The organism is Luteibacter sp. 621 (genome assembly GCF_050435445.1).
Classification (GTDB): Bacteria; Pseudomonadota; Gammaproteobacteria; order Xanthomonadales; family Rhodanobacteraceae; genus Luteibacter.
In genome coordinates, this window is sequence record NZ_JBNDKI010000011.1 from 13,091 (window position 1) to 39,106 (window position 26,016).

26 protein-coding genes and 1 tRNA gene are annotated in these 26,016 nt (G+C 65.3%); 14 read left to right on the top strand and 13 right to left on the bottom strand.

Annotation, left to right across the window (positions count from 1 at the left end; all coding sequences use genetic code 11):
* The first annotated feature begins 40 nt into the window (after positions 1 to 40).
* Positions 41 to 886 carry an alpha/beta hydrolase gene (locus ABIE56_RS13045; protein ID WP_429244217.1) on the top strand — a complete coding sequence of 282 codons (846 nt, stop codon included), beginning with the start codon at positions 41 to 43 and terminating at the stop codon, positions 884 to 886.
* Between the two features lie 69 nt (positions 887 to 955).
* On the opposite strand, the gene ABIE56_RS13050 is transcribed toward ABIE56_RS13045, so the two are convergent.
* Entirely contained in the window at positions 956 to 1,837 is an 882-nt protein-coding gene (locus tag ABIE56_RS13050) for a phytanoyl-CoA dioxygenase family protein (RefSeq protein ID WP_429244218.1), read from the bottom strand.
* A 133-nt stretch (positions 1,838 to 1,970) separates the two neighbouring features.
* On the opposite strand from ABIE56_RS13050, the gene ABIE56_RS13055 reads away from it, so the two are divergent.
* The gene (locus ABIE56_RS13055; protein ID WP_429244219.1) at positions 1,971 to 3,086 is read left to right on the top strand and encodes a Gfo/Idh/MocA family protein; all 1,116 of its coding nucleotides are present in this window, start codon (positions 1,971 to 1,973) and stop codon (positions 3,084 to 3,086) included.
* A gap of 3 nt (positions 3,087 to 3,089) precedes the next feature.
* On the opposite strand, the gene ABIE56_RS13060 is transcribed toward ABIE56_RS13055, so the two are convergent.
* From ABIE56_RS13060 to ABIE56_RS13080, 5 genes are all read right to left on the bottom strand, one after another.
* Complete coding sequence (locus ABIE56_RS13060) at positions 3,090 to 4,082, bottom strand: LacI family DNA-binding transcriptional regulator (RefSeq protein WP_429244220.1); 993 nt, start codon at positions 4,080 to 4,082, stop codon at positions 3,090 to 3,092.
* Between the two features lie 68 nt (positions 4,083 to 4,150).
* The gene (locus ABIE56_RS13065) at positions 4,151 to 6,829 is read right to left on the bottom strand and encodes a M1 family metallopeptidase (RefSeq protein ID WP_429244221.1); all 2,679 of its coding nucleotides are present in this window, start codon (positions 6,827 to 6,829) and stop codon (positions 4,151 to 4,153) included.
* Positions 6,830 to 6,926: 97 nt separating this feature from the next.
* Positions 6,927 to 7,286, bottom strand: a complete 360-nt coding sequence (locus tag ABIE56_RS13070) for a DUF1428 domain-containing protein (RefSeq protein WP_429244222.1) — start codon at positions 7,284 to 7,286, stop codon at positions 6,927 to 6,929.
* A gap of 105 nt (positions 7,287 to 7,391) precedes the next feature.
* Entirely contained in the window at positions 7,392 to 7,934 is a 543-nt protein-coding gene (locus tag ABIE56_RS13075; RefSeq protein ID WP_429244223.1) for a carboxymuconolactone decarboxylase family protein, read from the bottom strand.
* A gap of 256 nt (positions 7,935 to 8,190) precedes the next feature.
* The gene (locus ABIE56_RS13080; RefSeq protein WP_247429358.1) at positions 8,191 to 8,739 is read right to left on the bottom strand and encodes a peroxiredoxin; all 549 of its coding nucleotides are present in this window, start codon (positions 8,737 to 8,739) and stop codon (positions 8,191 to 8,193) included.
* 157 nt (positions 8,740 to 8,896) lie between these two features.
* On the opposite strand from ABIE56_RS13080, the gene oxyR reads away from it, so the two are divergent.
* Complete coding sequence (oxyR, locus tag ABIE56_RS13085) at positions 8,897 to 9,856, top strand: DNA-binding transcriptional regulator OxyR (protein ID WP_429244224.1); 960 nt, start codon at positions 8,897 to 8,899, stop codon at positions 9,854 to 9,856.
* A gap of 12 nt (positions 9,857 to 9,868) precedes the next feature.
* A complete protein-coding gene (locus tag ABIE56_RS13090) occupies positions 9,869 to 10,483 on the top strand; it encodes a hypothetical protein (protein WP_429244225.1) in 615 nt (204 codons plus the stop codon).
* On the opposite strand, the gene ABIE56_RS13095 is transcribed toward ABIE56_RS13090, so the two are convergent.
* The gene (locus ABIE56_RS13095; RefSeq protein WP_429244226.1) at positions 10,473 to 10,991 is read right to left on the bottom strand and encodes an adenine phosphoribosyltransferase; all 519 of its coding nucleotides are present in this window, start codon (positions 10,989 to 10,991) and stop codon (positions 10,473 to 10,475) included. The genes ABIE56_RS13090 and ABIE56_RS13095 overlap by 11 nt on opposite strands.
* 25 nt (positions 10,992 to 11,016) lie before the next feature.
* On the bottom strand, positions 11,017 to 11,286 hold the full coding sequence (locus ABIE56_RS13100) for a DUF2007 domain-containing protein (protein ID WP_429244227.1): 270 nt from the start codon (positions 11,284 to 11,286) through the stop codon (positions 11,017 to 11,019).
* A 102-nt stretch (positions 11,287 to 11,388) separates the two neighbouring features.
* Here ABIE56_RS13100 and ABIE56_RS13105 point away from each other — a divergent pair, with 102 nt between their 5' ends.
* The 10 genes from ABIE56_RS13105 (at position 11,389) to ABIE56_RS13150 (ending at position 21,566) form a co-directional block, all read left to right on the top strand.
* Positions 11,389 to 13,116, top strand: a complete 1,728-nt coding sequence (locus tag ABIE56_RS13105) for a glutamine--tRNA ligase/YqeY domain fusion protein (RefSeq protein ID WP_429244228.1) — start codon at positions 11,389 to 11,391, stop codon at positions 13,114 to 13,116.
* Positions 13,116 to 13,673: a nucleoside deaminase gene (locus ABIE56_RS13110; protein WP_429244229.1), complete on the top strand. Its 558-nt coding sequence runs from the start codon at positions 13,116 to 13,118 to the stop codon at positions 13,671 to 13,673. Before ABIE56_RS13105 ends, ABIE56_RS13110 begins: the two co-directional genes overlap by 1 nt.
* Complete coding sequence (locus ABIE56_RS13115; protein WP_429244230.1) at positions 13,648 to 14,385, top strand: TVP38/TMEM64 family protein; 738 nt, start codon at positions 13,648 to 13,650, stop codon at positions 14,383 to 14,385. The genes ABIE56_RS13110 and ABIE56_RS13115 overlap by 26 nt, the downstream gene beginning before the upstream one ends.
* Before the next feature lie 123 nt (positions 14,386 to 14,508).
* Positions 14,509 to 16,365 (top strand): ATP-binding protein, encoded by a 1,857-nt coding sequence (locus ABIE56_RS13120; protein ID WP_429244231.1) that lies wholly within the window; start codon positions 14,509 to 14,511, stop codon positions 16,363 to 16,365.
* Between the two features lie 87 nt (positions 16,366 to 16,452).
* Positions 16,453 to 17,178, top strand: coding sequence for a LuxR C-terminal-related transcriptional regulator (locus tag ABIE56_RS13125; protein WP_429244232.1), 726 nt, complete (start codon positions 16,453 to 16,455; stop codon positions 17,176 to 17,178).
* Between the two features lie 99 nt (positions 17,179 to 17,277).
* On the top strand, positions 17,278 to 18,312 hold the full coding sequence (gene phnD / locus ABIE56_RS13130; RefSeq protein WP_429244233.1) for a phosphate/phosphite/phosphonate ABC transporter substrate-binding protein: 1,035 nt from the start codon (positions 17,278 to 17,280) through the stop codon (positions 18,310 to 18,312).
* A gap of 105 nt (positions 18,313 to 18,417) precedes the next feature.
* Positions 18,418 to 19,806, top strand: a complete 1,389-nt coding sequence (locus ABIE56_RS13135) for a sensor histidine kinase (protein ID WP_429244234.1) — start codon at positions 18,418 to 18,420, stop codon at positions 19,804 to 19,806.
* An 83-nt stretch (positions 19,807 to 19,889) separates the two neighbouring features.
* Positions 19,890 to 20,834: a VTT domain-containing protein gene (locus ABIE56_RS13140; protein WP_429244235.1), complete on the top strand. Its 945-nt coding sequence runs from the start codon at positions 19,890 to 19,892 to the stop codon at positions 20,832 to 20,834.
* A gap of 69 nt (positions 20,835 to 20,903) precedes the next feature.
* Positions 20,904 to 20,979, top strand: a tRNA-Lys gene (locus tag ABIE56_RS13145).
* Between the two features lie 128 nt (positions 20,980 to 21,107).
* Positions 21,108 to 21,566, top strand: a complete 459-nt coding sequence (locus ABIE56_RS13150) for a hypothetical protein (protein WP_429244236.1) — start codon at positions 21,108 to 21,110, stop codon at positions 21,564 to 21,566.
* A gap of 87 nt (positions 21,567 to 21,653) precedes the next feature.
* On the opposite strand, the gene queC is transcribed toward ABIE56_RS13150, so the two are convergent.
* From queC to tolB, 5 genes are all read right to left on the bottom strand, one after another.
* On the bottom strand, positions 21,654 to 22,337 hold the full coding sequence (gene queC / locus ABIE56_RS13155; protein WP_429244237.1) for a 7-cyano-7-deazaguanine synthase QueC: 684 nt from the start codon (positions 22,335 to 22,337) through the stop codon (positions 21,654 to 21,656).
* Between the two features lie 16 nt (positions 22,338 to 22,353).
* Positions 22,354 to 23,046, bottom strand: a complete 693-nt coding sequence (queE, locus tag ABIE56_RS13160) for a 7-carboxy-7-deazaguanine synthase QueE (protein WP_429244238.1) — start codon at positions 23,044 to 23,046, stop codon at positions 22,354 to 22,356.
* Between the two features lie 4 nt (positions 23,047 to 23,050).
* Positions 23,051 to 23,893 carry a tol-pal system protein YbgF gene (gene ybgF, locus ABIE56_RS13165; RefSeq protein ID WP_429244239.1) on the bottom strand — a complete coding sequence of 281 codons (843 nt, stop codon included), beginning with the start codon at positions 23,891 to 23,893 and terminating at the stop codon, positions 23,051 to 23,053.
* Positions 23,893 to 24,402 carry a peptidoglycan-associated lipoprotein Pal gene (pal, locus tag ABIE56_RS13170; protein ID WP_247429394.1) on the bottom strand — a complete coding sequence of 170 codons (510 nt, stop codon included), beginning with the start codon at positions 24,400 to 24,402 and terminating at the stop codon, positions 23,893 to 23,895. The genes ybgF and pal overlap by 1 nt, the downstream gene beginning before the upstream one ends.
* 248 nt (positions 24,403 to 24,650) lie before the next feature.
* Complete coding sequence (gene tolB, locus ABIE56_RS13175) at positions 24,651 to 25,967, bottom strand: Tol-Pal system beta propeller repeat protein TolB (protein WP_429244240.1); 1,317 nt, start codon at positions 25,965 to 25,967, stop codon at positions 24,651 to 24,653.
* Positions 25,968 to 26,016: the final 49 nt, after the last annotated feature.

Sequence of the window (26,016 nt, forward strand, 5' to 3'; positions counted from 1 at the left end):
AGCTGCATCCATCTTCACGCCAGCTACGTAAACCTTGGGTATGACCCGACTCCTGCTTGCTTCGCTCGCCGCCCTGCTCCTCGCAGGCTGCCAGTCCGCCCTGTTCGGGGTCGTTAATGCCCGCCAGCCCGCGGGTGATACCGTCGCACACCGAGATATCGCCTTCGATGGCGCGTTATCGCTCGACGTGTACGCCCCCAAGGGCGCCACCAAAGCACCCGTGGTGGTCTTCTTCTACGGCGGCAGCTGGAAGAGCGGAAAGCGGCAGTGGTACCGCTGGGTGGGCGAATCGCTAGCCGCCCGCGGCATCGTGGTCGTGATTCCCGATTACCGCACCTGGCCAAAGGCGAAGCTAGATGGCTTCATGGACGATGCCGCGCATGCGACCGCCTGGGCGAAGGCGAACGCCGCGCGATACGGCGGCAACCCGGCCCGGCTGTTCGTGATGGGCCATTCGGCAGGCGCGCATATCGCGTCCCTGCTCGCCACCGACAAGGCATGGCTGAACCGCGTGGGCATGCAGCCCCGCGATCTGGCCGGCTTTATCGGGTTGGCTGGCCCTTACGATTTCCTGCCGCTGACGAACCGTAGCTTCATCGATATGTTCGGTAGCACTCCCCAAGCGCAGGCCCGGTCGCAGCCGGTCAATTTCGTTGACGGGGATGAGCCACCCGCGCTCATCCTGCAGGGCGATGCCGATACCACCGTGAAAGCCGCCAACGCCGTATCGCTGGCCCAGCGCTACCAGGCCAGGGGCGAACCCGTCACGCTGCGGCTCTACCCTGGCGTAACCCACATGAGCATCCTGTTCGCACTGGGGCCCTCGAAGGACAAGGCGCCAGTGCTCGATGACGTCGCGCATTTCGTGGGTGCACCGCTCCTGTAGGAGCGCGCTTGCGCGCGACAGGTGCTTGTCGCAAGGTCCATCGCGCGCGAGCGCGCTCCTACACGAGCGTTAATACCTTTTGCGTCCTTCCGCGTTGCCGCCGCGTGCAGCATCGAGCACTTCGGGGTACGGGTAGTTCAAACCGAGTAGTTGCCTGATGTCCGGGCTGGCCGCTTTCACGAAGGCCTCGGGAAGTGCCGCCGGCAAATCTTCCATCGGCTTGATGAACTTCGGCAGGTACTGGGTGATGATCGCGGAACGATCGATCGTGCTGCGGTTGGGCATGGCGCAATGCCATACCGCGCCGAAGAACACGACGGTATCGCCCGCCTCACCCAGCATCCGCTCGCAACGATCGAAGAAGCCATCGCCTTCATCCGGGTAACGCAGTTCGCGTTGCGACCCCGGAACGTAAGCGGTCGCGCCGGTTTCCTCAGTGAATGGATCCAGCATGATCGTGACCTGGCCGTTCAACGGAAACGATGAGTTGATCCGCACCGGATGCGTCTCGGGCGAATGGAAATCCCAGTACGGGTAATCGATATGCGGCTCCTGCCCCGGTCCGCCAGGCAGGATGCGGTTCGCGGCGATGGAGCCCATGATGAACTCGGAGCCGAGGAAGGCGCGCATTACTTTCATGATCGTCGGGTGCGCCGCCATGCGCGAGAAGATGTCGCCCTTGGCCAGCAGATTCCACACGCGGCGCTGCAGGTTGATCCGCCCGGCCTTCTCGGCATCGCCCTGGAAGTGGGTGACCTTGGCGCCGCGATCGTCCGCATTGGATTCGCGCATGACGATCTCGCGGGCTTCGGCGATCTCCGCCTTGGTGAACAAGCCGCGCAGGGTGACGGCGCCGGCACCTTCCAGCAGCTCCCTCACGATGGCGTCGGTGTCGAGGCTGGCTTCGGTGAAGACGGGCGGGACGACAGCGGGCTGGCGGACGGCGTTCATGGCGTGGTCTCCGGCCGCCAGGGGCGGCTGCAGGGCGGTTGATGGCGCTTACGCTAGGCCGTTTTGCAAGCGCTTGCAAATTGCAGTGCAGCATCGGCAGTATCGACCGGGACACCTCGACAGGAAGGCAGGCATGAGTGAGCTTCGAATCGGGCTGGTGGGCGCGGGGTACATGGGCAAGGCGCATACCATCGCCCTGCAGTCGGTAGGCGCGATCTTCGAGACCGGGTTGAAGCCGGTGTGCGAGATGATCGCTACATCGAGCGCCGAGGGCGCGGCCGCACATGCCGCCCGGTGGGGATGGCGACGGTCTACAGGGGATTGGCGCGCACTAGTCGCCGATCCTGACGTGGATGCGGTGATCATCGCCACGCCGCCACGCACGCATCTGGAGATGGTGCTGGCTTGCGTTGCCGCGGGTAAACCCGTGCTGTGCGAGAAACCCCTTGGTTGCGATCCTGCTGAATCGCTACGCATGGTCGAAGCGATCGAACACGCTGGCCTCGCCAACATGGTGGGGTTCAATTACATCCGCACACCGGCCAGCCAGCTGGCGAAGCAGATCATCGCGTCGGGTGAAATCGGCGACGTGATCCAGGTGACCGCGGAACATGTGGAAGACTATCTGCATGATCCCGCCGTGCCCGCTTCATGGCGCACACGGATCAGTACGGGTACGGAAGCCGGCGCGCTCGCCGATGTCGCGCCGCATATCGTCAACGCGTGCCTGCGCCTCGTCGGGCCAATAAGCCGCCTGATTGCCGACACGCAGATCATCCACGCAACGCGCCCCGGCCCTACTGGCGACGAGGCCATCGAGAACGACGACCAGGGCCAGATGCTGCTGCGCTTCACCAACGGCGCCAGCGGCAGCCTCAGCTTCAGCCGCGTGGCCGCGGGGCGCAAGATGGGCTACACCTATCGAATCACTGGCACCAAGGGCGCCCTGCATTTCGATCAGGAAGACCAGAACGCGCTGTGGCTGTACGACGCCTCACGCGAGCCCGCGCGGCGTGGCTTCCAGAAGCTGCTGATGGGGCCGCCGCATCCGGATTACCTCGCGTTCAACCAGGGCTTCGGGCACGGCACGGGCTACAACGACCAGATCGTGATCGAGATACGCGACTTCCTGCGGGCGGTGGAGACGGGTGAGGCGGTGTGGCCGACGTTCCGGGACGGGTACGAGGTGGATAAGGTGGTCGCGGCGGCGTTGGTGTCGGCGCGCGAGCGCCGCTGGGTTGATGTGTGAAGGCTAGCGCAGGCTGGTGCGCTCGATGAGTTCGCAGGGAAAGAGCTTGCTGCGCGGGACCGCGTTGGCATCCTCCATCCATACGGCGATGCGGTCGATGGCATGCAGGATCATCGCGCGGATGGGCTGGCGGACGGTGGTGAGCGAATACGACGACCACGCGGCGAGGGGCATGTCGTCGAAGCCAACGATGCTGATCTGGCCCGGCACCTCCACGCCACGCTCGCGGCAGGCATCGATGGCGCCCATGGCGAGCACATCATCGCCGCAGAACACGCCGTCGATGCTTGCGTCGTCATCGAGCAGCGCCAGCATGGCGTCGCGGCCGTGATCGTGTGTGTAGTTACCGGCGAAGACCGTTCGGCGCAGCGCCTTGCCTGCCGCCTCGGCAAAGCCGTTGGCGCGATCGATGGACGATGCGTCGTGCGGCGAACCGCCGAGGAACACGAGCTTCTTCAGCCCGCGTTGGCGCATGGCTTCACCGACAAGCCTTCCACCAGCAACGTTATCGACCGTCGCCACAGGCACGGGCGAGCCCCGCCCTGCCCGTCCGAACACGTGGATCACCGGCATGCCCGCCGCCCGGCACGAGGCGGCAAACCCGGCGGGTGGTGCCGACGTGGCGATGAGCACGGCATCCACGCTGTACTGTCGCATCATGTCCAGCGCCTGGCTGCCGTCCTCGTCCTCACCCAGGTTCGCCAGCAAGGGGCGCAGGCCGCGCGACTGGAGCTCGCGGGTGAACAGATCGAACACCTCCATGAAGGTGGGGTTCGCGAAGTGGTTGGAGACCAGCCCGATGAGGGCTGTGCGGCCGGTCATCAGGCTGCGGGCGAGCTGGTTGGGCCGGTAGCCGAGCGACTCTGCGGCAGCCAGCACCTTCTCCCTGGTCTTCGCCGACACGCTGGCACCCGGCGTAAAGGTGCGCGACACCGCCGAGATCGAAACCCCGGCGAGTTCGGCCACGTCACGAGCGGTGGTGGTGCGGCTGTGCATGCCCTAGCGTAGCGCACAAAAAAAGGGCCAGGGGAAACCTGGCCCTTTCGTCGTTTTACACCGAAGGATTACTTAATCGTCTTCGGGTCCTGCTTGTCCTTCAGTGCCGAGCACAGCAGGATCGATTCGCTGGTCTGGGCGAGGCCACGCTCGGCGCCGCTCACCTGGGCCATGCGCGGCTTGAAGAACGCGCTGAGGCGGTCGGCTTCGGCCTTGGAGCAACCACCCTGCGATGCGAGCGCCGGGAGCTTGCCGCCGGCGAAGCTGCCGGTGCGGGCCACGATCTTGTCGTAGTTGGTGGTGAACCACTGCCACAGGTCGTCGCGCGACTTCTCGTTATCGCGGCCACCCATCAGCACCATGGCCATCTCACCCACCTTCACGTCCTTGCCCAGGGCAAAGTCGCGTGCCTTGTTGGCAAGATCGGTGGTAGGCGCATCACCCAGCGCGGACAGCATGGCGTTGCGCTTCGCCGGGTCCGAGGTCTTCGGGATTTCCGTCATCAGCGCATCGAGAGCCGGCGCACCGCGTTCCTGCACGGCCACGCCCAGGGCGGTGGCGAGCAGATCCGGATCGGCGGCGTCGAGATCCAGGCGGCCATCCTTCAGCTTCAGCGCGGCATCGCCCTGCTTCAGCATCTCGGCGCGCACGTCCTTGTCCGCGATGTCCTTGTCGGCCAGCAGCGCGACGAGGGCGTTACGGGTCAGCGTGTCGTTGTCCTTCTCGCCGGCCTTCTTGCGGTAGCCCAGGGGCACCAGCTTCGGCTTGTACGCATCGATGGCCCACTTGCGCAGCACGGTGCGCTGGGCATCCGTGGTCGCTTCGCGGTCCATGATCCAGGTGAAGGTGGAAAGCGGCGCGGTGAACACTTCACGCGTTTCCGAAGCGGTGATCGGCTTCAGTGCAGCCAGTGCATCGCCCGCGTTGATGTCGCCATGCTGGAAGCCCGCACGAACGGCGTCGGCATACGCCAGCTGCTCGGCATCGGTCAGCTTGGTAACGACCTTGGCCAAGTTGGCGAGGTCGGCCTTGCTCTGGGCAAAGCGGTAGTAACCGCGGCCGTTCGCGTTGGGCATGACCCAGGCGTTCTTGGCGGCGCCGTCGAGCACGATGCTGCCTTCGGCGGTATCGAAGATCTCGCACTTCACCTTGTCGCCGGTGGTCGCGGCGTAGCGCACGCACATCGGCACGCCCCACACGCGGTTCGCATCACCCGTGCTGCCCAGCGGCAGGTAACGGCTCTGCTTCACGTGCAGCACGGTCTTGCCGCCTTCCGTCTTCACTTCGGTGCTGACGTACGGCACGCCCGACTGGTCGAGGAAGGTGTTGAACGCCTTCTTGAACTGCTCGCCCTGGCCTGCGGCTTCGGCGATCGAATCGACCAGGTCATCGGCGGTGGCGTTGGCGAACTTGTGTTTCTGGATGTAGGCGCGCATGCCCTTCTGGAACGTGGGCTCGGACACGTAGCCTTCGAACATGCCCAGCACCGCCGCACCCTTCTGGTAGGTGATGCCATCGAACGCGGTTTCGATATCGCCGTTGCCGGTGATTTCCTGGCGGATCTTGCGGGCGCTGACCAGGCTGTCGTTGTTCATCGCACCCTGCGCACCACGAACGCGGTCCAGGTCGGCGCGGTATTCCGGGTGCACCTTCTGCGTCACCTTCTGCTGCATCCAGGTGGCGAAGGCTTCGTTGAGCCACAGGTCGTTCCACCAGGCCATCGTCACGGTATCGCCGGTCCACTGGTGGGCCAGCTCATGCGCGTTGACGTTGAACGAACCACGCACGTAATTCGCGGCCGAATCCGGATCGATCAACAGCAGCCAGTCGCGGAACGTGACCAGGCCGGCGTTCTCCATGGCGCCGGCGCTGAAGTCCGGCGCGGCGAGCAGGTCCAGCTTGTCGAACGGGTAGCCGAAACCGTAGTAGTCCTCGAGCGTGTGGATGATCGAGTTGGTTTCGCCCAGCACGTGCTGCATGCGGTGGCCTTCGCCCTTGGCGGCGATGCCGCGCAGCGGGGTGGCCGTGGTGCGGTATTCGGTCGGCGAGATATCCGGGCCCTTCACCACATCCCACGGGCCGACAGCGAACGCGACCAGGTAGGTCGGCAGCGGCTTGGTGGTGGAGAAGGTCAGGGTCTTCCAGCCGGCGCCGGCCTTCTCTTCCTTCACCTGCGCGGTGTTCGCCACACCCTGGTCATCGGCGGGGATGGTCAGGCTGATGTCATAGGTGGTCTTGAAGCGCGGCTCGTCGAAGCCCGGGAACGCATAACGGGCCGATACCGGCTCCATCTGCGTCATGGCGTACGGGATGCCTTCGTGCGAGACCTTGTACAGGCCCTGCAGCTGCTTGTTCAGCGGCGCGCTGAAGTCGATGGCGACGGTAATCTCGCCTTCGAGCTTGCCACCCAGGTCAAGGCGGGCGACGCCTTCCTTCTCGGCGGCGACGGTGTACTTGCCGTTGTGCTTCTTGCCGGCGGCGTCGGTGACGACCACCTTGGATACCTTCAGCTCCTTGCCGTGGATCCAGACAAAGTCGGACGGCTGGGTAAGCTTGATCTTGATCGTGGTGGAACCGGAATAGTCTTCCTGCTTGGGGTCGACCTTGAAGGCGAGCTTGTAGCTCTCGGGCTGGGCCCACTCAGGCAGGTGGCCAAGCGGCGGCGCGGCGTCCGTGCCGGCGGCGAGCACGGCGCCACAGCAGGCGGCGAGCGCGGTGAGAACAAGGGGACGGACGAAACGACGCATGACGGGTGGGACTCCCTGTGGATAATCCCGCCCATCCTGCGTAGAGGGGTGACCTTTGACACAGTGCCGGAAGGCACCCCTCGCTTACCGCAGTGCGTCACGCCTCGACGATGGGCTTGAACCCGCCCCAGAACATCCGCTTGCCGTCGAAGGGCATGTTCTTCGCGTCCATGTACTTCGCAAGTCGCGGATCTTCCATCACTTTCTTCATGATCCGGTCGCGCTCGCGGCGGTTCTTGTAGACGATCCAGGAGAACACCACGACCTCGCCTGGCTTGAGCTTCACGGCCTGGGGGAAGGAGGTCACTTTGCCGGGTTTGACGTCATCGGCCACGCATTCGGTGTAGGCCAGCGCTCCGTGGTCCATCCACACCTTCGCGCCCACCCTGGCCATTTTCTTGTAATCGGCCAGGCGGTCTTCCGGCACCGGCATGACGAAACCATCGACATAGCTCATGGCACACCCTCCGCTTAGTGGTGGGCGGAGGATGGGCCGGGGGGCGCTAAGGCGGCGTCAAAAGCATCGCGCGCGATGAGACTGCGACAGACTTTACGAAAGATCTCAGCCCGCAGCGTCAGCCTGCTCGAGCACCACGGCCACGGCATGGATCACCGAGGCAATGCGCACCGCGCTCTGGATTGCCTGGACCGTGACACCACCCTCGCGCAGCACGCGGTCGTGCGAATCGATGCACATACCGCAGCCGTTCACGGCCGAGACGGCCAGCGAAACAAGTTCGAAATCGTTCTTGGCATCGCCCTTGTAGGCGCCGATCACGTTCATGCGCAGCTTGGCCGGCATGGTTTCGTACTCGGGGTGCGAGACCAGGTGCTGGAAGCGGTAATAGATGTTGTTCATGCCCATGATCGCAGCCGAACCCTTGGCGGCGGTCAGCTGCTCGGTGCTGGCATGCTCCGCGGCGAACGCGGCAACGGCTTCGGTCAACGGCTTGAAGCGCGCGGAGTACGCGGCGCCCAGGGCGATCATGGCGATCTGCGCCTTGTTGAGGCCCGGCGCGCCGGCTTCGCTCAGCACGGAATCGAGGTTGAGCTTAAGGTCCTTGGCGTATTCGGGCAGCTGGCTGCGAAGATCGGCAATGCTCATCGGTGTGCTCCAGATAGTAGAGAAGGACAAAGGGAATCAGGCGCGGAATGGCTCGGAGCGAAAGCACCGGTTCACGCGGGGAGCGCCGGCTGGTGCTCCAGAAGAAGAAGGGGTGTTACGAATAGGGTTGTAGGAGCGTGCTTGCACGCGATGGGTGCTTGCTGCAACCCCGATCGCGCGCAAGCGCGCTCCTACAAAGTGCCCGCGCCGCGCGGGGGAGGGAGGGGTGCGGCGCGGGACTTTTAACGCGTAAGGCTTAGGCGACCTTCAGGGTCTCGTCGCCGGCCTTCCAGTTGCAGGCGCACAGCTCGTCGGTCTGCAGGGCGTCGAGGACGCGCAGCACTTCGTCCGGGTTGCGGCCGACCGAACCGGCGGTGACGTAGGCGAACTGGATCTCGTTGTTCGGATCGACCAGGAAGGTGGCGCGCTGGGCGACGCCGTCGTTGGTCAGGATGCCGAGAGCCGAGGTCAGCTCCTTCTTGATGTCCGCGAGCATCGGGAACTTGAGGTCCTTCAGGTCAGCGTGGTCCATGCGCCATGCACGGTGGACGAACTCGCTGTCGGTCGAGGCGGCCAGGATCTGGCAGTCACGATCGGCGAACTGCTCGTTCAGGTCGCTGAAGCCCTTGATCTCGGTCGGGCACACGAAGGTGAAATCCTTCGGGTAGAAGAACACGAGCTTCCACTTACCCTCGTACGACTTGTCGGAGATCGTGGTGAAAGCGTCTTCGATCTTGTTAGCCAGCGGGCCACCGTCGACGGCCAGCAGGTTGAATTCGGGGAACTTATCGCCAATGGTCAGCATGGATCGACTCTCCAGAGTGAGGGTTGGTTTACAAGGGTTGCCCGCCTGGGGAAGCGAGCGATGGAGCAAGGTTAACGAAGGGATACATATATCTCAAATCGATTGTAGGCATGAATGTGATAGTCTTAGGCTATCGCAATGCCTCTCGAGACGTCCCATGAACCTCCGAGACCTATCCTATCTGGTGGCCCTGGCCGAGCATCGCCACTTCGGTCGCGCGGCCGAAGCCAGTTTCGTGAGCCAGCCCACGCTTTCCACCCAAATCCGCAAGCTCGAGGATGAGCTGGGGGTGGCGCTGGTCGAGCGAACCCCGCGCAAGGTCCTGCTTACCGAAACCGGCCGCGAGATCGCCCGCCGCGCCCGCGGCGTGCTTTCCCAGGTCGAAGAGATCAAGGCGATCGCCCAGCGCACGCGCGACCCCGAGTCGGGCACGATCCGCCTGGGCATCTTCCCTACCCTCGGCCCCTACCTGCTTCCGCACGTGATCCCGCGCCTGCGCGAGCGCTTCCCGCGGCTGGAGCTGCTGCTGCGCGAGGAAAAGACCGAACAGGTGCTGCATATGTTGCGCGAGGGCACGCTGGATGCCGGCATCCTTGCCCTGCCGGTGCACGACGATTCGCTGCATACCGAGTTCCTGTTCGAAGAACCCTTCGTACTGGCCGTACCCAGCGGACACCCACTGTCCGGTCGCTCGCGCCTACGCATGGATGACCTGGCCGAGCAAAACCTGCTGCTGCTTGAGGATGGCCATTGCCTGCGCGACCAGGCCCTTGAGGTGTGCCACATGGCCGGGGCCGGCGAAAAGTCGGGCTTCCGGGCCACCAGTCTGGAAACGCTACGGCAGATGGTGTCGGCCAACGTCGGTATTACCCTGCTCCCCAGCCTGGCGGTGAAGCCGCCAGTGGCCCAGTCATCCAACGTCGAACTGATCGAGTTCGAGGCACCCGCACCCAGCCGGCGCATCGCCATGCTGTGGCGCAAGAGTTCGGCCATGACCCCGTTCTTCGAGGCACTGGCCGAGGTCGTCCGTGGCGTTCCGGCCGAGCTGTTCAACACCCAGGGCTGCGCCACCGGTCAACCGGGCAAGCCTTCAAACGTTGCCCACCCGACCCCCTGACGGTTTTTCCCGATGCGTTCATGGCTTGTCGTCCTGCTGGTCGTCCTGTGCGGCTGGGGCGGCTACAACTGGTGGCGGCACAGGCCGGTGCACAATGCGCCGGGCATTGTCGCGGGCGATGTGCCCGACCAGGAAGATATCCGCCGCGGCACCGAGCTGGCCCGGGGCCGCTTCAAGCTGGAGCCGCGGGCCAGGTTCGCCATGACCGGGCGGGTGCTTTCCCGCGAGGACTACCAGTTGGATGACCTGGCGCCGATCGCGCCGACCGACCTGGCCATGGGCTGGGGCCGGATGTCGGATTCCTCCGTGCTGGACAAGATCCGTATCTCGCAATCGAACCGCTTCTACTTCTGGTACACCGACCACTTCCCGATCCCGCGCCATGAGATCGAGGATTCCAGCGCCAACATGCACATGATCCCCGCGAATGACACGGCGGCCAGCGAGCTGCGCAACGTGCGCCAGGGCGAAGTGGTGCACTTCGAGGGGTTCCTGGTCGATGTGAAGCGTGACGATGGCTGGCACTGGGATACCTCGCTCACCCGCGAAGATACTGGCGCGGGTGGTTGCGAGATCGTGCTGGTCGAGAGCATTTCCGAAGAAAAGCCCGCGGCGGTCAGTAAGTAACCAGTGCGTGTAACGGCGCGCTGCCGCCCCAGCGGGCACGCCCGTTCAGGCCGGCCAGTTCGATGGCCACGCTGGCACCCAACACCTCGGCGCCTAGCCGCTCGACCAGCCGGCGTCCGGCATCCAGCGTGCCGCCCGTGGCCAGCACGTCATCGACAATGATGACCCGTTCGCCCGGCTTGATCGCATCCGTGCCGATTTCCAGGCGGTCCAGCCCGTATTCCAGGCCGTAATCCATGCCGACGACCGGCGGGGGCAGCTTGCCGGCCTTGCGCAGGGGCACGAACCCCGCCGCGAGCGATTGCGCCATGGCGGCGCCGAAGATGAATCCGCGGGATTCAATGCCGCACACGGCACCGATACCTTGCCCGCGCCACGGGGCGCACAGCGCCTCGATGCATTCGGCGAAGGCGGAGGCATCCGCCAGCAACGGCGTGATGTCCTTGAACATGATTCCCGGGCGCGGGAAATCCGGCACGTCGCGGACAAGGTCGAAAATGGCCTGCATGGGTCGTCCTGTGGGAGTGCCGGCCTCAGGCCGGCAGGATTCCGGCGTCGAAATCGCCCTCGGCGGCCGCGGCGCGAGCCTCGGCCAGCCGCGCGTCTACCGCGCGAACGATGCCCTCGGCGGCTTCCGCCGCGCTATCGGGCACCATGACCGAGACCAGGCCCATGACAGGTAGCTCGCCCATGGCGCCGGTGAGGTACTCGCCGGAAACGAATGCGGGGATCCCACCCTGCTCCAGCGCGTCCCGTACGAGGTGGGCGTCGATGAGGCTCTGGGCGTGGTAAGCGATCCGCATGGGGGCAAGCTACCCCGGCCGCCGTGCCTACGGCAAGCATCGCGAGCGCAGGGAAGGTAAACTCGGACGTTTGCGCCGCACCCACCCCAGAGTCACTCGACGATGTCCACCGAAACGCCCGTCCTGCAGCAGCATTTCATCCGCCAGATCGTCCGCGACGACCTGGCCTCCGGCAAGCACAAGGTCATCCACACCCGCTTCCCGCCGGAGCCGAACGGCTACCTGCACCTGGGCCACGCCAAGTCCATCTGCCTGAATTTCGGCCTGGCCGGGGAATTCACGGGCACCTGCAACCTGCGTTTCGACGATACCAACCCGTCGAAGGAAGACGTGGAGTACGTCGATGCGATCCAGCGCGATGTGAAGTGGCTGGGCTTTGAATGGGCCGAGCTGCGCCACGCCTCGGATTACTTCGAGGTGTTCTATCGTTCGGCGCTGAAGCTGATCCGCCTGGGCCTGGCCTATGTGGATGACCTGTCGGCGGAGGAAGTGCGCGAGTACCGCGGCACCCTGACCGAGCCGGGCCGGAACTCGCCGTATCGCGATCGCTCGGTGGAGGAAAACCTCGACCTGTTCCAGCGCATGCGCGCGGGCGAGTTCGCCGATGGCAGCAAGACGCTGCGCGCGAAAATGGACATGGCCTCGGGCAACATCAACCTGCGCGACCCGGCGCTGTACCGCATCCGCAAGGTGCACCACCAGAACACCGGCGATGCGTGGCCGATCTACCCGATGTACGACTTCGCGCATTCCCTCTCGGATGCAGTGGAAGGCATCACCCATTCGCTGTGCACGCTGGAATTCGAAGACCACCGCCCGCTGTACGACTGGTGCGTGGACAAGGTGGACCTGGCCAACGATCCCGCACTGTGGGAATCGCTGGTGGCCGCCGGCCTGCCGACCACGCCGAGCAAGCCCCGCCAGATCGAGTTCTCGCGCGGCAACCTGAATTACACGGTGATGAGCAAGCGCAAGCTGATCACGCTCGTCTCCGAAAACCTGGTCGATGGCTGGGATGATCCGCGTATGCCCACCATTGCCGGCGTGCGCCGCCGCGGCTTCACCCCGGCAGGCATCCGCCTGTTCTGGGAGCGCATCGGCGTGAGCAAGCAGAACAGCGTGATCGACATGAGCGTGCTGGAAGGCTGCATTCGCGAGGACCTGGATGCGAAGGCTCCGCGCCGCCTCGCCGTCATCGATCCGGTGAAGCTGGTGATCACCAACCTGCCGGCCGATCACGCCGAGACGCTCACGTTCTCGAACCACCCGAAGGACGAGAGCTTCGGTACGCGCAGCGTGCCGTTCTCGCCGGCGCTGTGGATCGAGCGCGAGGATTTCGCCGAAGTGCCGCCCAAGGGCTTCCACCGCCTGAAGCCCGAAGGCGAAGTGCGCCTGCGCGGCGTCGGCATCGTGCGTTGCGACGAAGTGGTCAAGAACGACGCAGGCGACATCACCGAGCTGCGTTGCACGCTGGATCTCGAATCGCGCAGCGGCATGCCCGGCGCCGATCGCAAGGTAAAGGGCACCATCCACTGGGTGAGCGCGCGCGATGCCGTGCCCGCGGTAGTGCGTCTGTACGATCGCCTGTTCGATGTAAACGACCCGGACGACGATACCGACGGCAAGACGTACAAGGATCACCTGAACCCGGAGTCGCGCCGCGTGGTGCACGGCTATGTCGAGCCCGCCGCCGCGGGTGCGGAACGCGAGGATCGCGTGCAGTTCGAGCGTCTCGGCTTCTTCGTAGCCGACATGCACGACCACACGCACGATGCGCCCGTGTTCAACCGCGTCGTGACGCTGCGTGATTCGTGGGCGAAGCAAGGCTGATGTTATACGCACAAGTCCATCTCACCCTGCCCGCCTGGGTGCACGAGTTCGTCGATGCATCGAAGCCGTACGTGGGCGACGACGCCAAGGTGAAGCTCGCTATCGATCTCTCCGCCCACAACGTCGATAGCGTGACGGGCGGCCCGTTCGGCGCGGCCGTATTCGATGGCAACGATCGCATCGTGGCCGTGGGCGTGAACCGTGTCGTACCGCACAGCTGTTCGGTGGCCCACGCCGAGATGATGGCCTACATGCTCGCGCAACAGCGCATGCAGCGTTTCCGCCTGAACGAGGATGGTGGGCAGTTCACGCTCGCCACCAGCTCACAGCCCTGCTGCCAGTGCTATGGCGCCACCGTGTGGGCCGGCGTGGATACCCTGCTGATCGGCGCACGCGCCAGCGACGTGGAAGAACTCACCCCGTTCGACGAAGGCCCCTTGCCCGCCGACTGGGTGGGCGAACTTGAGCGCCGCGGCATCGGGGTGCGCCGCGATATCCTGCGTGATGAGGCGCGCGCGGTGTTACGTCACTATGGCGAGATCGGCGCCGCCTACTGAGGGCAAGCCTGGCAGCCGGCGCGCATGGCGCGCTGCGCTGCCGCTCGTGTTGTTGCTGGCACTGGGCATCGGCCTGGTCGCCAGCGGCGCCCTGGAACACCTGGATGCCTCGCAACGGGTCCATGGCGAAGGTTCGCTCCGCGCCTTCGTGGCCGTCCATCCCATCGCATCCCGTGCGGCGTTTACCGCCGCCCTCGCCGCCGCGATTGCTACCGGGGTGCCCGGGACGATCGTGCTGGTGCTCGCCGGCGGTCTGCTGTTCGGTACGGTCGAGGCCACCCTCTTCGGCTCCGTCGCCCTGGTGGCGGGTTCCCTGGCCCTATACGCGGCCAGCCGCCACGCCTTTGCCGCGGGCTCGCGTAAGCCACCCGCCTTCGCCATGCGCCTGCGTGAGCGGTATGCGCGCCACCCCGTGCGGCATACCTTCGCCCTGCGCTTCGTCCCGGTCGTGCCGTTGGGCGCCATGACCGTGGCGCTGGCCTGGCTGGGCTGCCCGCCGGGCCTGTTCATCGCGGCGACCTGGCTGGGCGGGACCGTTTCCATCGCCGTGGAAAGTGCGATCGGCGCGGGGCTGGCGGATACCCTGGGCCAGGGCCCTGTCACCGCGGCGACGCTCGCCAATGCGCGTCTGCTCGTGCCGCTTGCCGTGTTCGTGCTTATCGCGGCCCTGCCACCCGCGGTGAAGGCGTGGCAGGACCGGCGCCGCGGCTGACACGCACCCCCGGCAAACTGCGCTAGGCTAATGGCTCGCGCCGGCCAATGCGGCGCCAGGGGACAAGGCATGCGGGATGGATCGGCTTCTTGGCTTGAAAAGGTTTGGCGGCGCACGTCGCTCGTGCAACGCCTGACCTGCGTCGCGCTTGCCCCTACCGCCATCAGCGCCGTCCTGCTCGTCACCCTGCTCACCCGGCACCAGATGGATACCCTGCACGAGATGGGCCGCTCCACTGCGGATGCCATCGCCCAGCAGGCGGCCACCGTCTCCGGCGATGCGCTACGCGGCGAACAGCGGCGAGAGCTCGGCCGCATCGCGCAATCCATCGTGCAGTTACCGCAGGTGTCGCGTGTACGTATTGCCGATCGCGATGGCGAAATCCTGGCGGATCGCGTTAACGGCGCGGTCGAGGATGACGACAACCTCACCGTATCGCGTGATGTGCTCGATCCGGTGAGCCGCCGCGTGGTCGGTTCGGTCACCGTGGATGTCAGCGTGGAGGATGCGGTGGCCGCCCAGCGGGCGAGCGTCCACAACGCGCTGATCTGGCTGTCATTGAGCTTGCTGATTGCCGTGATGATCGGCTGGTCGGCCGCACGCTGGATGAGCGCGCCGCTTCGCAACCTGGCCATTGCCGTGCGCCAGCTCGGCCTGGGCGACCGCACCGTGGTCGTACCTGTCACCGATGACACGGAGATCGGCGACCTGCAGCGTGGCTTCAACGGCGCGGCATCCAAGCTGTTGCATGCGCAGATCGGCATGGAGCGCGAGATTGCCACCGCGACCGACGAACTGGCCCGCAAGAACGCGGCGCTGGAGGCCGCGAGCGTGGCGAAAGCGCGTTTCCTTGCCGCCGCCTCGCACGATCTTCGCCAGCCACTCTACGCACTGACACTCTTCTCGTCTGGCCTGGCCGTGGATGAGTTCGACCCGGTACGCCTGAACCGCATTGCTCACATCCAGGAATGCGTCGAGTCACTCGATCACCTGTTCAGCGAGCTGCTGGACCTTTCGCGACTGGATACCGGTGGCATGAAACCGGCGCCACGCGATATGGCGCTGGACGAGGTATTCGAGGAAGTGAGCGTGAACTTCCGGATGGTGGCCGAGCAGCACGACCTGCGCCTGGTCGTGCGCACCACTGGCGTATGGGTGCGCACCGACCGCACCATGCTGGCGCGCATCCTCAACAACCTCGTGAGCAACGCGTTGCGCTACACGCGCTGCGGCGGGGTGCTCGTGGGCGCTCGGCGCCGCGGGGATGGCACCGTTCGCATTGATGTGTGGGATACCGGCCTGGGCATCCCGCGCGAACATGTGGCGCACATTTTCGATGAGTTCTACCGCGTGGAGAGCGGCCCTGAGGCCGGCCGCCCCGAGGGCACGCGACGCGGCCTTGGCCTGGGCCTTTCCACCGTCCAGCGCCTGGCGGGGCTACTCAACACGAAGGCCACGGTAACCTCGAAACCGGGGAGGGGCAGCGTGTTCTCGATCACCCTGCCCGAGGTGGCCGCCAACCCGGTGCCGGAGGCGCCGGCGGCGCCCACGCCCGATCCAGGCATGCCGCGCGATGTGGCGGGCATGCGCGTACTGGTGATCGATGATGAACCCAGCATCCTGGCAGGCATCAGCTACCTGCTGGGTAGCTGGGGCTGCGAGGTGATGACCGCCGAGGACGCCCAGCAAGCCATGGAGGCGGTGCACCTGTGGATGCAGCCACCGGACCTGGTCATCTCCGACCTGCGCCTGCGCGAGGGCACCGGGCTGGACGTGCTGGCCCTGCTCGATCGTTACTACCGGCGCCGGCCGGGCGACCCGCCGCCATTCGCCCGGGTACTGATCACGGGCGAAACGCGCAGCGACTACCTGGCAAGCGTGGATACGACAACGACGCAGGTCCTGTACAAGCCGGTTTCCCCCGAACGGCTCCACGATGTAATGGTTTCCGCATGGTCTGTCCATCATGCGGCCGTCTGATGCAAATGGCCTGCTTGCCGCCGGGACCCGGGAGGGCTATGGTCCTTCGAACGGGGATGCTCGTGGCAGTGCGGGCGGAGGAGTGGCATGCGTGTTCTGATCGCGGACGATCATCGGCTCATCATCGAGGGCGTGAAGCTGAAGCTTCGCGAGCTCGACGATTCCGTTGAATTCGTCGAAGCTGAAACGGTGGCGCAGTTGCGTGCCCACCTGGGAAGACACCCCCTCCCTGATATCGCACTTATCGATATGGCCATGCCTGGTGCCGACGGGGTCGAGCACATCAAGGAAGCCGTGGCTGCGCTCAAGGATCCTTCGCGGGATAACTTTGAAGACAAGGACCACCCTGAGCAGCATGTCGTGGCCGTCGACCGGGCGCGCCCGGTGATCGTGCTTTCGGGCACGGAAGACCCCGCCGCGATCCGCCACGTGCTTGACCTGGGCGTGCAGGGCTACATCCCGAAATCTTCCCCGCCCGATGTCATCCTGAACGCGGTAAGGCTGGTGGTAGGGGGCGGTATCTATGTCCCGCCCGAGGCCATGAAGGCCGCTTCCACCACGACACTGACCCCGGCGTTCGCGCTGGCTGGCGGCGATGGCCTGACCACCAAGGAACGCCTGGCCACGGTACTGACGGACCGCCAGATCGACGTGCTCAAGTTGCTGGCCAAGGGCCGCCCCAACAAGCTGATCGCCCGTGAACTGGGTATCAGCGAGGGCACCGTCAAAATCCACCTTGCGGCCATATTCCGCGCACTGCACGTGCGCAACCGGCTCGAGGCTTTGGTGGCCGCGCAGCACCTCGGGGACTGAAACACGGGACACGGTTTTGCCACGGGGCCGGCGTAAGCTGGCGCCCGTGTGGGCAGGGACCGCCGGGGGACGACAAGTCAAACGACGCGGGGCAGGCGCATGCAGGCAGGCAGGGCAGGCACGACCGGAGTGCGCCACCGTGGCTGGCTCGGCACGGCGCTGCTGGCACTCCTGACCATCGTTGCGGGCACCGGCGGGGCCCGCGGCACGGATATCGACCCGAACGCACCGCTCACCTTCGGCATCCTCCCCATTGGCGGCCCGGCTGAATCACTCGAGGCCTGGCGGCCCATGCTCGATGACCTGCACACGGCGCTGGGGCGCCCGGTGCGGGCCGTATCAGTCACCACGTACGAGGGCATCGCCCAGGCCATCAGTGAGCAGCGCGTCGATATCGCGTTCCTGTCTGGCCGCCTCGCGCTGGATGCCGTGATGGGCCAGAACATGCAGGTGATCGGCCAGCTCACCCGCGGGGATGGTTCCAAGGGCTATTACGCGGTGTTGCTCGTCGCCACCGATTCACGGATCGCGAATCTCGACCAGTTGTTCGCCCGCCCCGGCCAATGGCGTTTCGCCAGGGGCGAGGCCTTGTCGGTGTCAGGCTACCTCGTTCCCGAAACCCAGCTGTTCGCGGCGCGCGGCGTGGATTCCGATACGTTCTTTGCCAAGGTTCATGTCGATAATCACCAGAACAACGCGCTTGCCGTTGCCAACGGCGAAGCGGACGTGGCGACGAACAACACCGCCGACATGGAACGCTTCCAGCAGCACTTTCCCGATCAGTATGCGCGGCTACGCGTGCTCTGGAAGTCCTCGCTTATTCCCCACGCGGTGATCGTCATTCGCAATGACCTGCCGCCCGTCCTGCGCGAGAAGGTTGCCGCGTTCATTACCGGGTACGGCAAGGGCAAGGATGGCGCCCGCGAGGAAGCCAACCTGAAGCTGATCCACGATATCAGCGGCTTTGCGCCGGCCACGAATGCCTGCCTGGTGCCCTTCGCGGATATCGAATACACCCTGGAGAAGCGCCGTGCCACCACGGCCCAGTGGGTCAGCGAGGACGCGCGCGAGGCACGTTTCAAGAAAATCCAGACCGATCACGACGGGCTGGTGGCACGCCTGCGTGGCAAATAGGCCATCGGCCGAAAGGGATACGCCGCAAGTCTTAGCTCCCCTTGTCTATCGCGCGGCGCCCGGGCGTTTCATAGATTCGTCATAGATTTCGTCCAAGGCGTTTCCATGATCGCGTCTACCACCCTCCCCGGCCGGTCATTGCCGCCGAGCGAGCGGCGGGTCCGCAAGGGCCTGCTGCCGATGGCGGCGGTCGCGCTCGCGCTGACGGGAACGCTGGGCGTGATGCATCTGCGCGGCATCACCCTGGAAGCGCGCAACGTGGCGCGGATCCAGGCAGTGCGCCTTGCCGGCGTCGTGACGCCCACCATGGGAGATGATGCGGCACGTGATGCGCTTTCGCGCACGTTGTCGCGAAGCTCGCCCACGGGGCGCGTCATTCTTCACCGCAACGAAGGCACCCAGATGCTGCTCGATAGCGGGCGGCCGCTGCGTGACGGCCATCAGTTGCGCGTGACCGTGGCAACACCGCTGGGTGAGCTGGAAACCATCTCGGATACCTCCGCGCTGCGCGAACGCCGCCTGGCCGGCACACTCATGGTGCTGTTGCTGGGCGCGGGCATCGTCGCCGTATATATCGCCAGCAAACGCCTCATGGAGCGTGAACTGGTCGACGGTGTCGACGCCATCAAGGCACGTATCGATACGGATCTGCGCGCCCGCACCGACCGTGGGCTGGGTGACACGGAATCGCTGGAAATTGCGGTGAGCCGCCTGCTTGGCGAATTGCGTGAACTGCGCGCCCGCCACGATGCGGCACTCGCCGATGCGTTCCGGCAACGCATGCAGGAGATGGCCCGGCAGACGCGTTTCATCGAACAGCTGGGCGATCATTTCCGCCAGCCCTTGCAGGCCCTGTCGTTGTTCGTCGGTGGCATGCAGCCTGGCGATGACCTGCGCCAGCGCGCGGTGCAAGGGCAGATGCGTACGAATGTCACACGCCTGAATGAACTGCTCGATGGCTTGCTGGACCTCGCCCGTTTCGACGCCGGCGCCATCGAACCCACCAGCAGCGAAGTCATCGCGGCCGACCTGTTCGTGCGCGAGCGCGATGCCATTGCGAATGATGCGGAGCGCCTTAGCGTCAACATTCACTGGCGCGGTGGCCGGCTGGCCATGCGCAGCGATCCCAACCTGCTTTCCGAGCTGATCCACCGGCTGGTAGCCAACGCGGTGATCAGCACGCCGCACGGCCGCGTGCTGGTCGCCATGCGCCGACATGGCAGCGCGGTGCGCCTGGAAGTTCGCGACAACGGCATGGGATTAGAACCGCGCCAGCAGGAACGCCTGTTTGACGATTTCACGCGGCTCCCGGGCCACCCTGGTTACGGCCTTGGCCTGGCGGTAGCCCGGCGCATCGCCGACCTGCTCGGCGGGACGATTGGCGTCCGCTCCAGCCCCGGTCGTGGCTCGCTTTTCTGGGTGCAACTGGAGGGCGCCGCCGTGGGCCCCGCCGTGCGGCCGGCGAGCCTGCTCAGCCACCATCCGGCGCATTAAAAAATGCGCATGCGGCCCCTGTGATTGCAACAGGGACCGGCGTACCCTTGCGCCACTGAAACCGAGCATCCGAGGGTACGGTCGTGGCGAGCGTCAACTGGTCGGATACCGCGCCGGTAGTGGCGTTTCTTGGCGTATTTGCCGGTGCCATCGGCCTGCCCGTTCCCGCCATGCCCACCCTTATCGTCGTGGGCAGCACGCTGGTGCTGGCGCGCGACCCCGTCCTTATCCTCGCCACCTTCCTGGGTGCGCTTGCGGGGGCCTTTGCCGGGGATACTGCCTGGTTCCTCACCGGGCGCCGCTTCGGTTACCGCGTGCTCGATAGCCTGTGCCGCATCTCCCTGTCGCCGGACACCTGCGTACGCCGTGCGAGCGGGTTCTTCGAGAAGCGCGGGGTGAAGTTGCTGCTGGTGTCGCGATTCATCCCCGGCCTGTCGCTGGTGGCCATTCCCATCGCAGGCGCCGGGGATACCCGTTTCAGCCGCTTCACCGTCTACGACCTGGCGGGCGCGGCGCTGTGGATCTCCGTGGGCCTCTCGGCCGGCATGCTGTTTTACCGGCAGATCGATGCCGTTCTGGCCTTCCTGAAACAGTTCGGGTTTGGCCTGGCCACGCTGGCCGCCGTCAGCCTGGTCGTGTGGATCGCCTTTCGCTATATCCGCCGCACGTTGCTCATCGCGCGGCTACGCAAGAGCCGCATTTCGGTCGATGAGCTGGCCGTTCTCCTGGCTAACGATCCCGGCGCGCTCATCGTGGATGTCCGCAGTATCTCGAACCGCAAGGACGATCCCTTCGTCATCCCCGGCTCGCGCCTGTTCGACCTGACCACGGCCAGCGCCGAGCTCTCCGAGCTGCCGCGGAACACCGCCGTGGTGATCTATTGCTCCTGCCCGAACGAGGTCTCGGCGGCCAAGGTGGCCGAGCGGCTGACCAAGCTGGGCTTCGCCAACGTCCGCCCGCTCACGGGCGGGATCTCGGCCTGGCGCGATGCCGGTCGCGACGTTGAGGCTATTATCCTGGCCACCTGAACGGGCCAGGCGGCTCGTTGGCTTGTGCCACCCCGCCCCGGGCACTAAACTAGTCGGCTTCGTGCGCATGGGTCGTTAGCTCAGTCGGTAGAGCAGCGGACTTTTAATCCGTAGGTCGACGGTTCGAGTCCGTCACGACCCACCATCGCGCCCTCCCGGCTTCCCTTCCGCCTACGCGACGTGTCGGCATTCGCTGAGCGTTGTTGGGCGTGATTCTCATGCTTCGCGCCAACCGCTCCGGCTACGCTGCTCTCCCCCGTCCCGGAGAGCAATATGAAGCACAGAGAATCCATTCTTTCGTCCCGCGAGTTCACTTCCGGGCTGCGCGGCCTCGCGACTCAGGCCGAGCTCAACGCACTCGCCATGCGCATGGACGATCGCTTCGCGTCCGTCGATATTCGGTTTGAGCAGGTCGACAAGCGGTTCGAACAAGTCGACAAACGTTTCAAGCAGGTGGATGAACGATTCGATCGCATCGACATTCGGCTTGATCGCATGGACGACCGTTTTGCGAAACTCGAGGAACGGCTCGATGCGCGCTTTACCCGCATCGACCACACACTCGCCGCGCTCGCCGAGGCAGTCGGCCGACTCGACGCGCGCATGTCCACCTTCGCCACCAAGTCTTGGGTGCTCTGGCTGGCCCTCGCCATGGTGCTCGGTCTTCTCGGCGTCATGTGGGGCATGATCCAACCTGCGGTGATCCAACTGCTGCGACCCGGCGCGCTGTAAGCATCGCCGACTATTGCCGCAGCGGTACAAAGAAAAAAGGCAGCCCGCGTAACGGACTGCCTCATGCCCACCGCAACGCGGTTGGGATCAGACGTAACGCGTCGTATCCGGTACGCCCGCCTTGGCGAAGCCTTCCGCGCGCAGGCGGCAGGCGTCGCAATGGCCACAGGCGCGGCCCTGCGTATCGGCCTGGTAGCAGCTCACGGTCTCCGAGAAATCGACGCCGAGGCGAATGCCTTCCGTCACGATGTCGCCCTTGCCCATCTGCATGAGCGGCGCATGGATGCGGATGCCCGCGCCTTCGACGCCGGCCTTGGTGGCGACGTTCGCGAGGGTCTCGAACGCCTCGATGAAAGCGGGTCGGCAATCGGGGTAGCCGGAGTAATCCACGGCGTTGACGCCGCAGAAGATATCCGTGGAGCCGAGCACTTCAGCCCAGCCCAGCGCGATGGAGAGCATGATGGTGTTGCGTGCCGGCACGTAGGTGACCGGGATGCCTTCACCGCCATCTTCCGGCACATCGATATCCGCGGTGAGCGCGGAGCCGCCGATGCTGCGCAGGTCCACGTGCACGGTCTTATGCTCGACGGCACCCAGCATCTTCGAGACACGCTCGGAGGCTTCGAGCTCGGAGCTGTGGCGCTGGCCGTACGCCACGCTGAGGGCGTGCACGTCGAAGCCCTGTTCGCGGGCCATCGCAATCGTCACGGCGGAATCCATGCCGCCCGATACGAGGATGACGGCCTTGCGGGGGGAGTTCGAAGCGTTCATGCAATTACCTTGGGGTTCAATGGCCCTGGGCGTCGTTCCACAGCAGCTTGTGCAGCTGCAGCTGGAAGCGCACCGGCAGGCGGTCGGCGAGGATCCATTCGGCGAGCTCGCGCGGCTCGACGTTGCCCCACACCGGGGAGAACAGCACCATCGCCTTGCTGTCCAGGCTGTGCTCGCGCACCACATCGCGCGACCATTCGAAATCGCCGCGGCTGGCGATGACGAACTTCACCTGGTCGTGGGGCAGCAGGTGATCGAGGTTGGACCACAGGTTGCGCGCGCTCTCGCCTGAGTCGGGGGCCTTGAGGTCCATGACCTTGCGGACGCGCGGATCCACCTGCGAGACATCCAGCGCGCCGGAGGTTTCCAGGGAGACCTCATGGCCGGCATCACACAGCTTGCGCAACAGGATCTGGCAGCGCTTTTGCGCCAGCGGCTCACCGCCGGTGACGCAGACGTGTTTCGCGCCAAAGCTGGCAACGTGCTCGACGATCGCATCGATATCATGCCACTGGCCGCCATGGAACGAGTATTCGGTATCGCACCACACGCAGCGCAGCGGGCAGCCGGTAAGGCGCACGAACACGGTGGGCCAGCCGATGGCATCGGCCTCGCCCTGCACGGAGTGGAAGATCTCGGTGATCCGCAGGCGCTCCCGGACAGGAGCCGCCGGCGAGACATCCGTCGGGATTGCGGTGCTGCCGTTCATGGGATCAGTTGGCCGTCTGGCGCTGCAGGCGGCGCAGGCGTTCCTGTGCGAGGCCAGCGGCCTTCGTGCCCGGGTACTTCGCCGAAACCTGCTTCAGCGTGGCGATGGCGGCATCCTGCTGCTTCAGCTCGATCTGGCAATAGCCGACCTTGAGCAGGCCATCGGAAACCTTGTCGCTCTGCGGGTAGTTCTTCACCAGGCGCTGGAACGCCTCGATGGCCACCTGGTAATTCATGGTGACGTAGTACGACTCGCCCAGCCAGTAATAGGCATTGGGCGCGAGCGGGCTATCCGGGTACTTCACGAGGAAATCGCGGAAGCCACGCGAGGCGGTGACGTAGTCGCCCGCGCGAAGCGACTTGAACGCGGCATCGTAGGCGGCCTGCTCGGCCGGCGATGCGGCGCCCGGGTTGTTGCCACCGGTGCTCGCGGCCGGCGCCGGGGCGGCCGCTTGCTGCGGCGCGCCTGCGGCGGGCGCAGGCTGCTGTGGGCCGGGAGCTGCCGCGGCCGGCTGGCCGGCTGGCGCACCACCCTTTTCGATACGGCCCAGCCGCGAATCCATGTCCGCGTACTGTGCCTTCTGGGAATCCTGGAGTTGCTGGTTCTGGTGCTGCAGCTCTTCGATCTGGCCCTGGAGCTGGGCCACCTGCTGCTGCAGGTCGTTGACCTGGTTCACCAGTTGCGTCGTGCCCGAGTTGGCCTGGTTCTGCTGCTCGAGCCGCGCAACGCGGTCGGCAAGGCTCAGGCGATCCTGCGCGGGGGCCACAGACGCAAAAAGCGTGGCGGACGCAATTGCGCCCGCCACGCCAAGCCTGGCCGTGAAACTTTTAGCCAGAGACTTCTTCATTACTTCGCGGTGTAGACGATCTCAACGCGACGGTTCTTGGCCCAGCAGTCTTCGTTGTGCTCTTTGCACACCGGCTTTTCCTTGCCGTACGAGGTCACGTTGACCTGGCCAGCCGAACCACCAGCGGCCTGGAGGGCGCTGGAGACGGCATTGCCACGGCGCTCGCCGAGGCCCAGGTTGTACTCGCGGGTGCCGCGCTCGTCGGTGTTACCCTCGAGGGTCATGGCCGACTGCGGACGGTCCTGCAGGTACTTGGCGTGGCAAGCGATGATCTGCTGGAATTCCGGCTTCACATCGTTCTTGTCGAAGTCGAAGTACACGACGCGCTGACGCAGGCATGCGTCGGTGTCGAGATCTTCCGGCTTGTACTTGCCATCGTTGGTCGGGGCCTGGGTCGTGGCGACCGGCTGCTGTTCCGGCATGGGAGCCGGCTTGGTGTTCTTCTTGGCGCACGCGGCCGCGCCCACGCAGAGCAGAGCGGCCAGGGTGACGGTAACGGTCTTATTCATGGGACGTTCCTTCAACAGTTGAGTTCCGACAGTCTTTTACGGTTTCGGGACAGACACCGCCGGTTGGCCGGCTGTTTTTCTACTTACATCCACGCAGACGGGGCGCTGTCCCGCACCCTACGCCTTCGCTCCGTCGGCCGCTTGTGGGCGATCGCCGGGTGTTCCTAATTCTTCGCCCGCAGGAAAGGCGCGGACTAGCCGCGCCCTCCCGGGACGGTGTTGATGTCGCAGCCCTGACGGGCGCGCCATCAACGCTGTCGGTACGGTCCCCAGGACGGCTCGCGTACGTCACCATCCGAAAGGACGAGACGCTGACGCACAAGGCCATCCGCCGAAACCGCATACAGGACGCCACGCGTACCCTGCGATGCGGCATAAAGCAGCATGCTGGCGTTGGGCGCGAAGCTGGGCGAATCGTCCACGTTACCCGGGGAGACGAAGCGCACCTGCCCGCCCAGACTGCGGTCCATGATGGCGATACGATACACGTTCCCGTTGCCCTGCACCATCGCAATCTGCTTGCCATCGAAGCTTACCGAGGCGCTGGCGTTGAAGCCGCCCTGGAAGGTGAGGCGCTGGGCGTTGCCGCCGGAGATCGAGGTCTGGTAGAGCTGCGGCTTGCCGGAGCGGTCCGAGGTGAAAATCAGGCTCTGGCCATCCGGGGTGAAGGTGGGCTCGGTATCGATCGCGAAGTTGTTGGTCACACGGGTTTCGGTGCGGCTGGCAACGTCGATGATGAAGATCTCCGGGTTACCCACGTAGGACAAGCTCACGGCGAGCTTGCTGCCATCCGGCGACCAGGCCGGGGCAGAGTTGATGCCCTTGGGGTGCGAGGCGACGAGGCTACGCGAACCGGTGGAGATGTTTTGCACGTACACGGCCGAATTGCCGCTTTCGAACGACACGTAGGCCAGCTTGCTGCCGTCCGGCGACCAGGCCGGCGAAAGCAGCGATTCGCGCGAGCGGGCCACGACCTGCGGGTTGAAGCCATCGGAGTCGGCCACGATCAGCGAGTATGTCGAGTTGTTGCCGGTACCCACCGCCGTGACATAGGCGATGCGAGTCCAGAAGGCGCCACGCACGCCGGTGATCTTTTCGTAGATCTGGTCGGCGATCTGGTGTGCCACGCCACGCAGGTCACCCGTGGGGGCGGTGAACGACTGGGCCAGCAGGCTCTGCTGACGGTTCACGTCCCACAGTTCGTAATCCACCTTGACCATGCCGCCACCGGCATCGCTGATGCGGCCGATGGTCAGGAAATCCTGCTTGAGCAGGCGCCAGGTGGCGAACTTGATATCCGAGCCCTGCGACGGGGTCTCGACGATATCGGCCTTGTCGAGCGAGCGGAACTTGCCCGAACGGTTGAAATCGGCGCGGATGACATCGGCGACGTCGGTGGGCAACGGTGCCCCGCCAGCCTGGGCGAACGGCACGACCGCGATGGGCGTGGCGGTCTTCAGGCCGCCGACGATATCGACGTTGAGGGACTGGGCCGAGGCCGGGCCAGCCACGAGGGCGGCCAGGGCCACCAGGAGAAGGACAAAGCGGGGAAGCATTCTGCGCATGGGTGGGGTCATGGCCTGGGCTGGGGACGTCGACGGAATCTTAACGCGT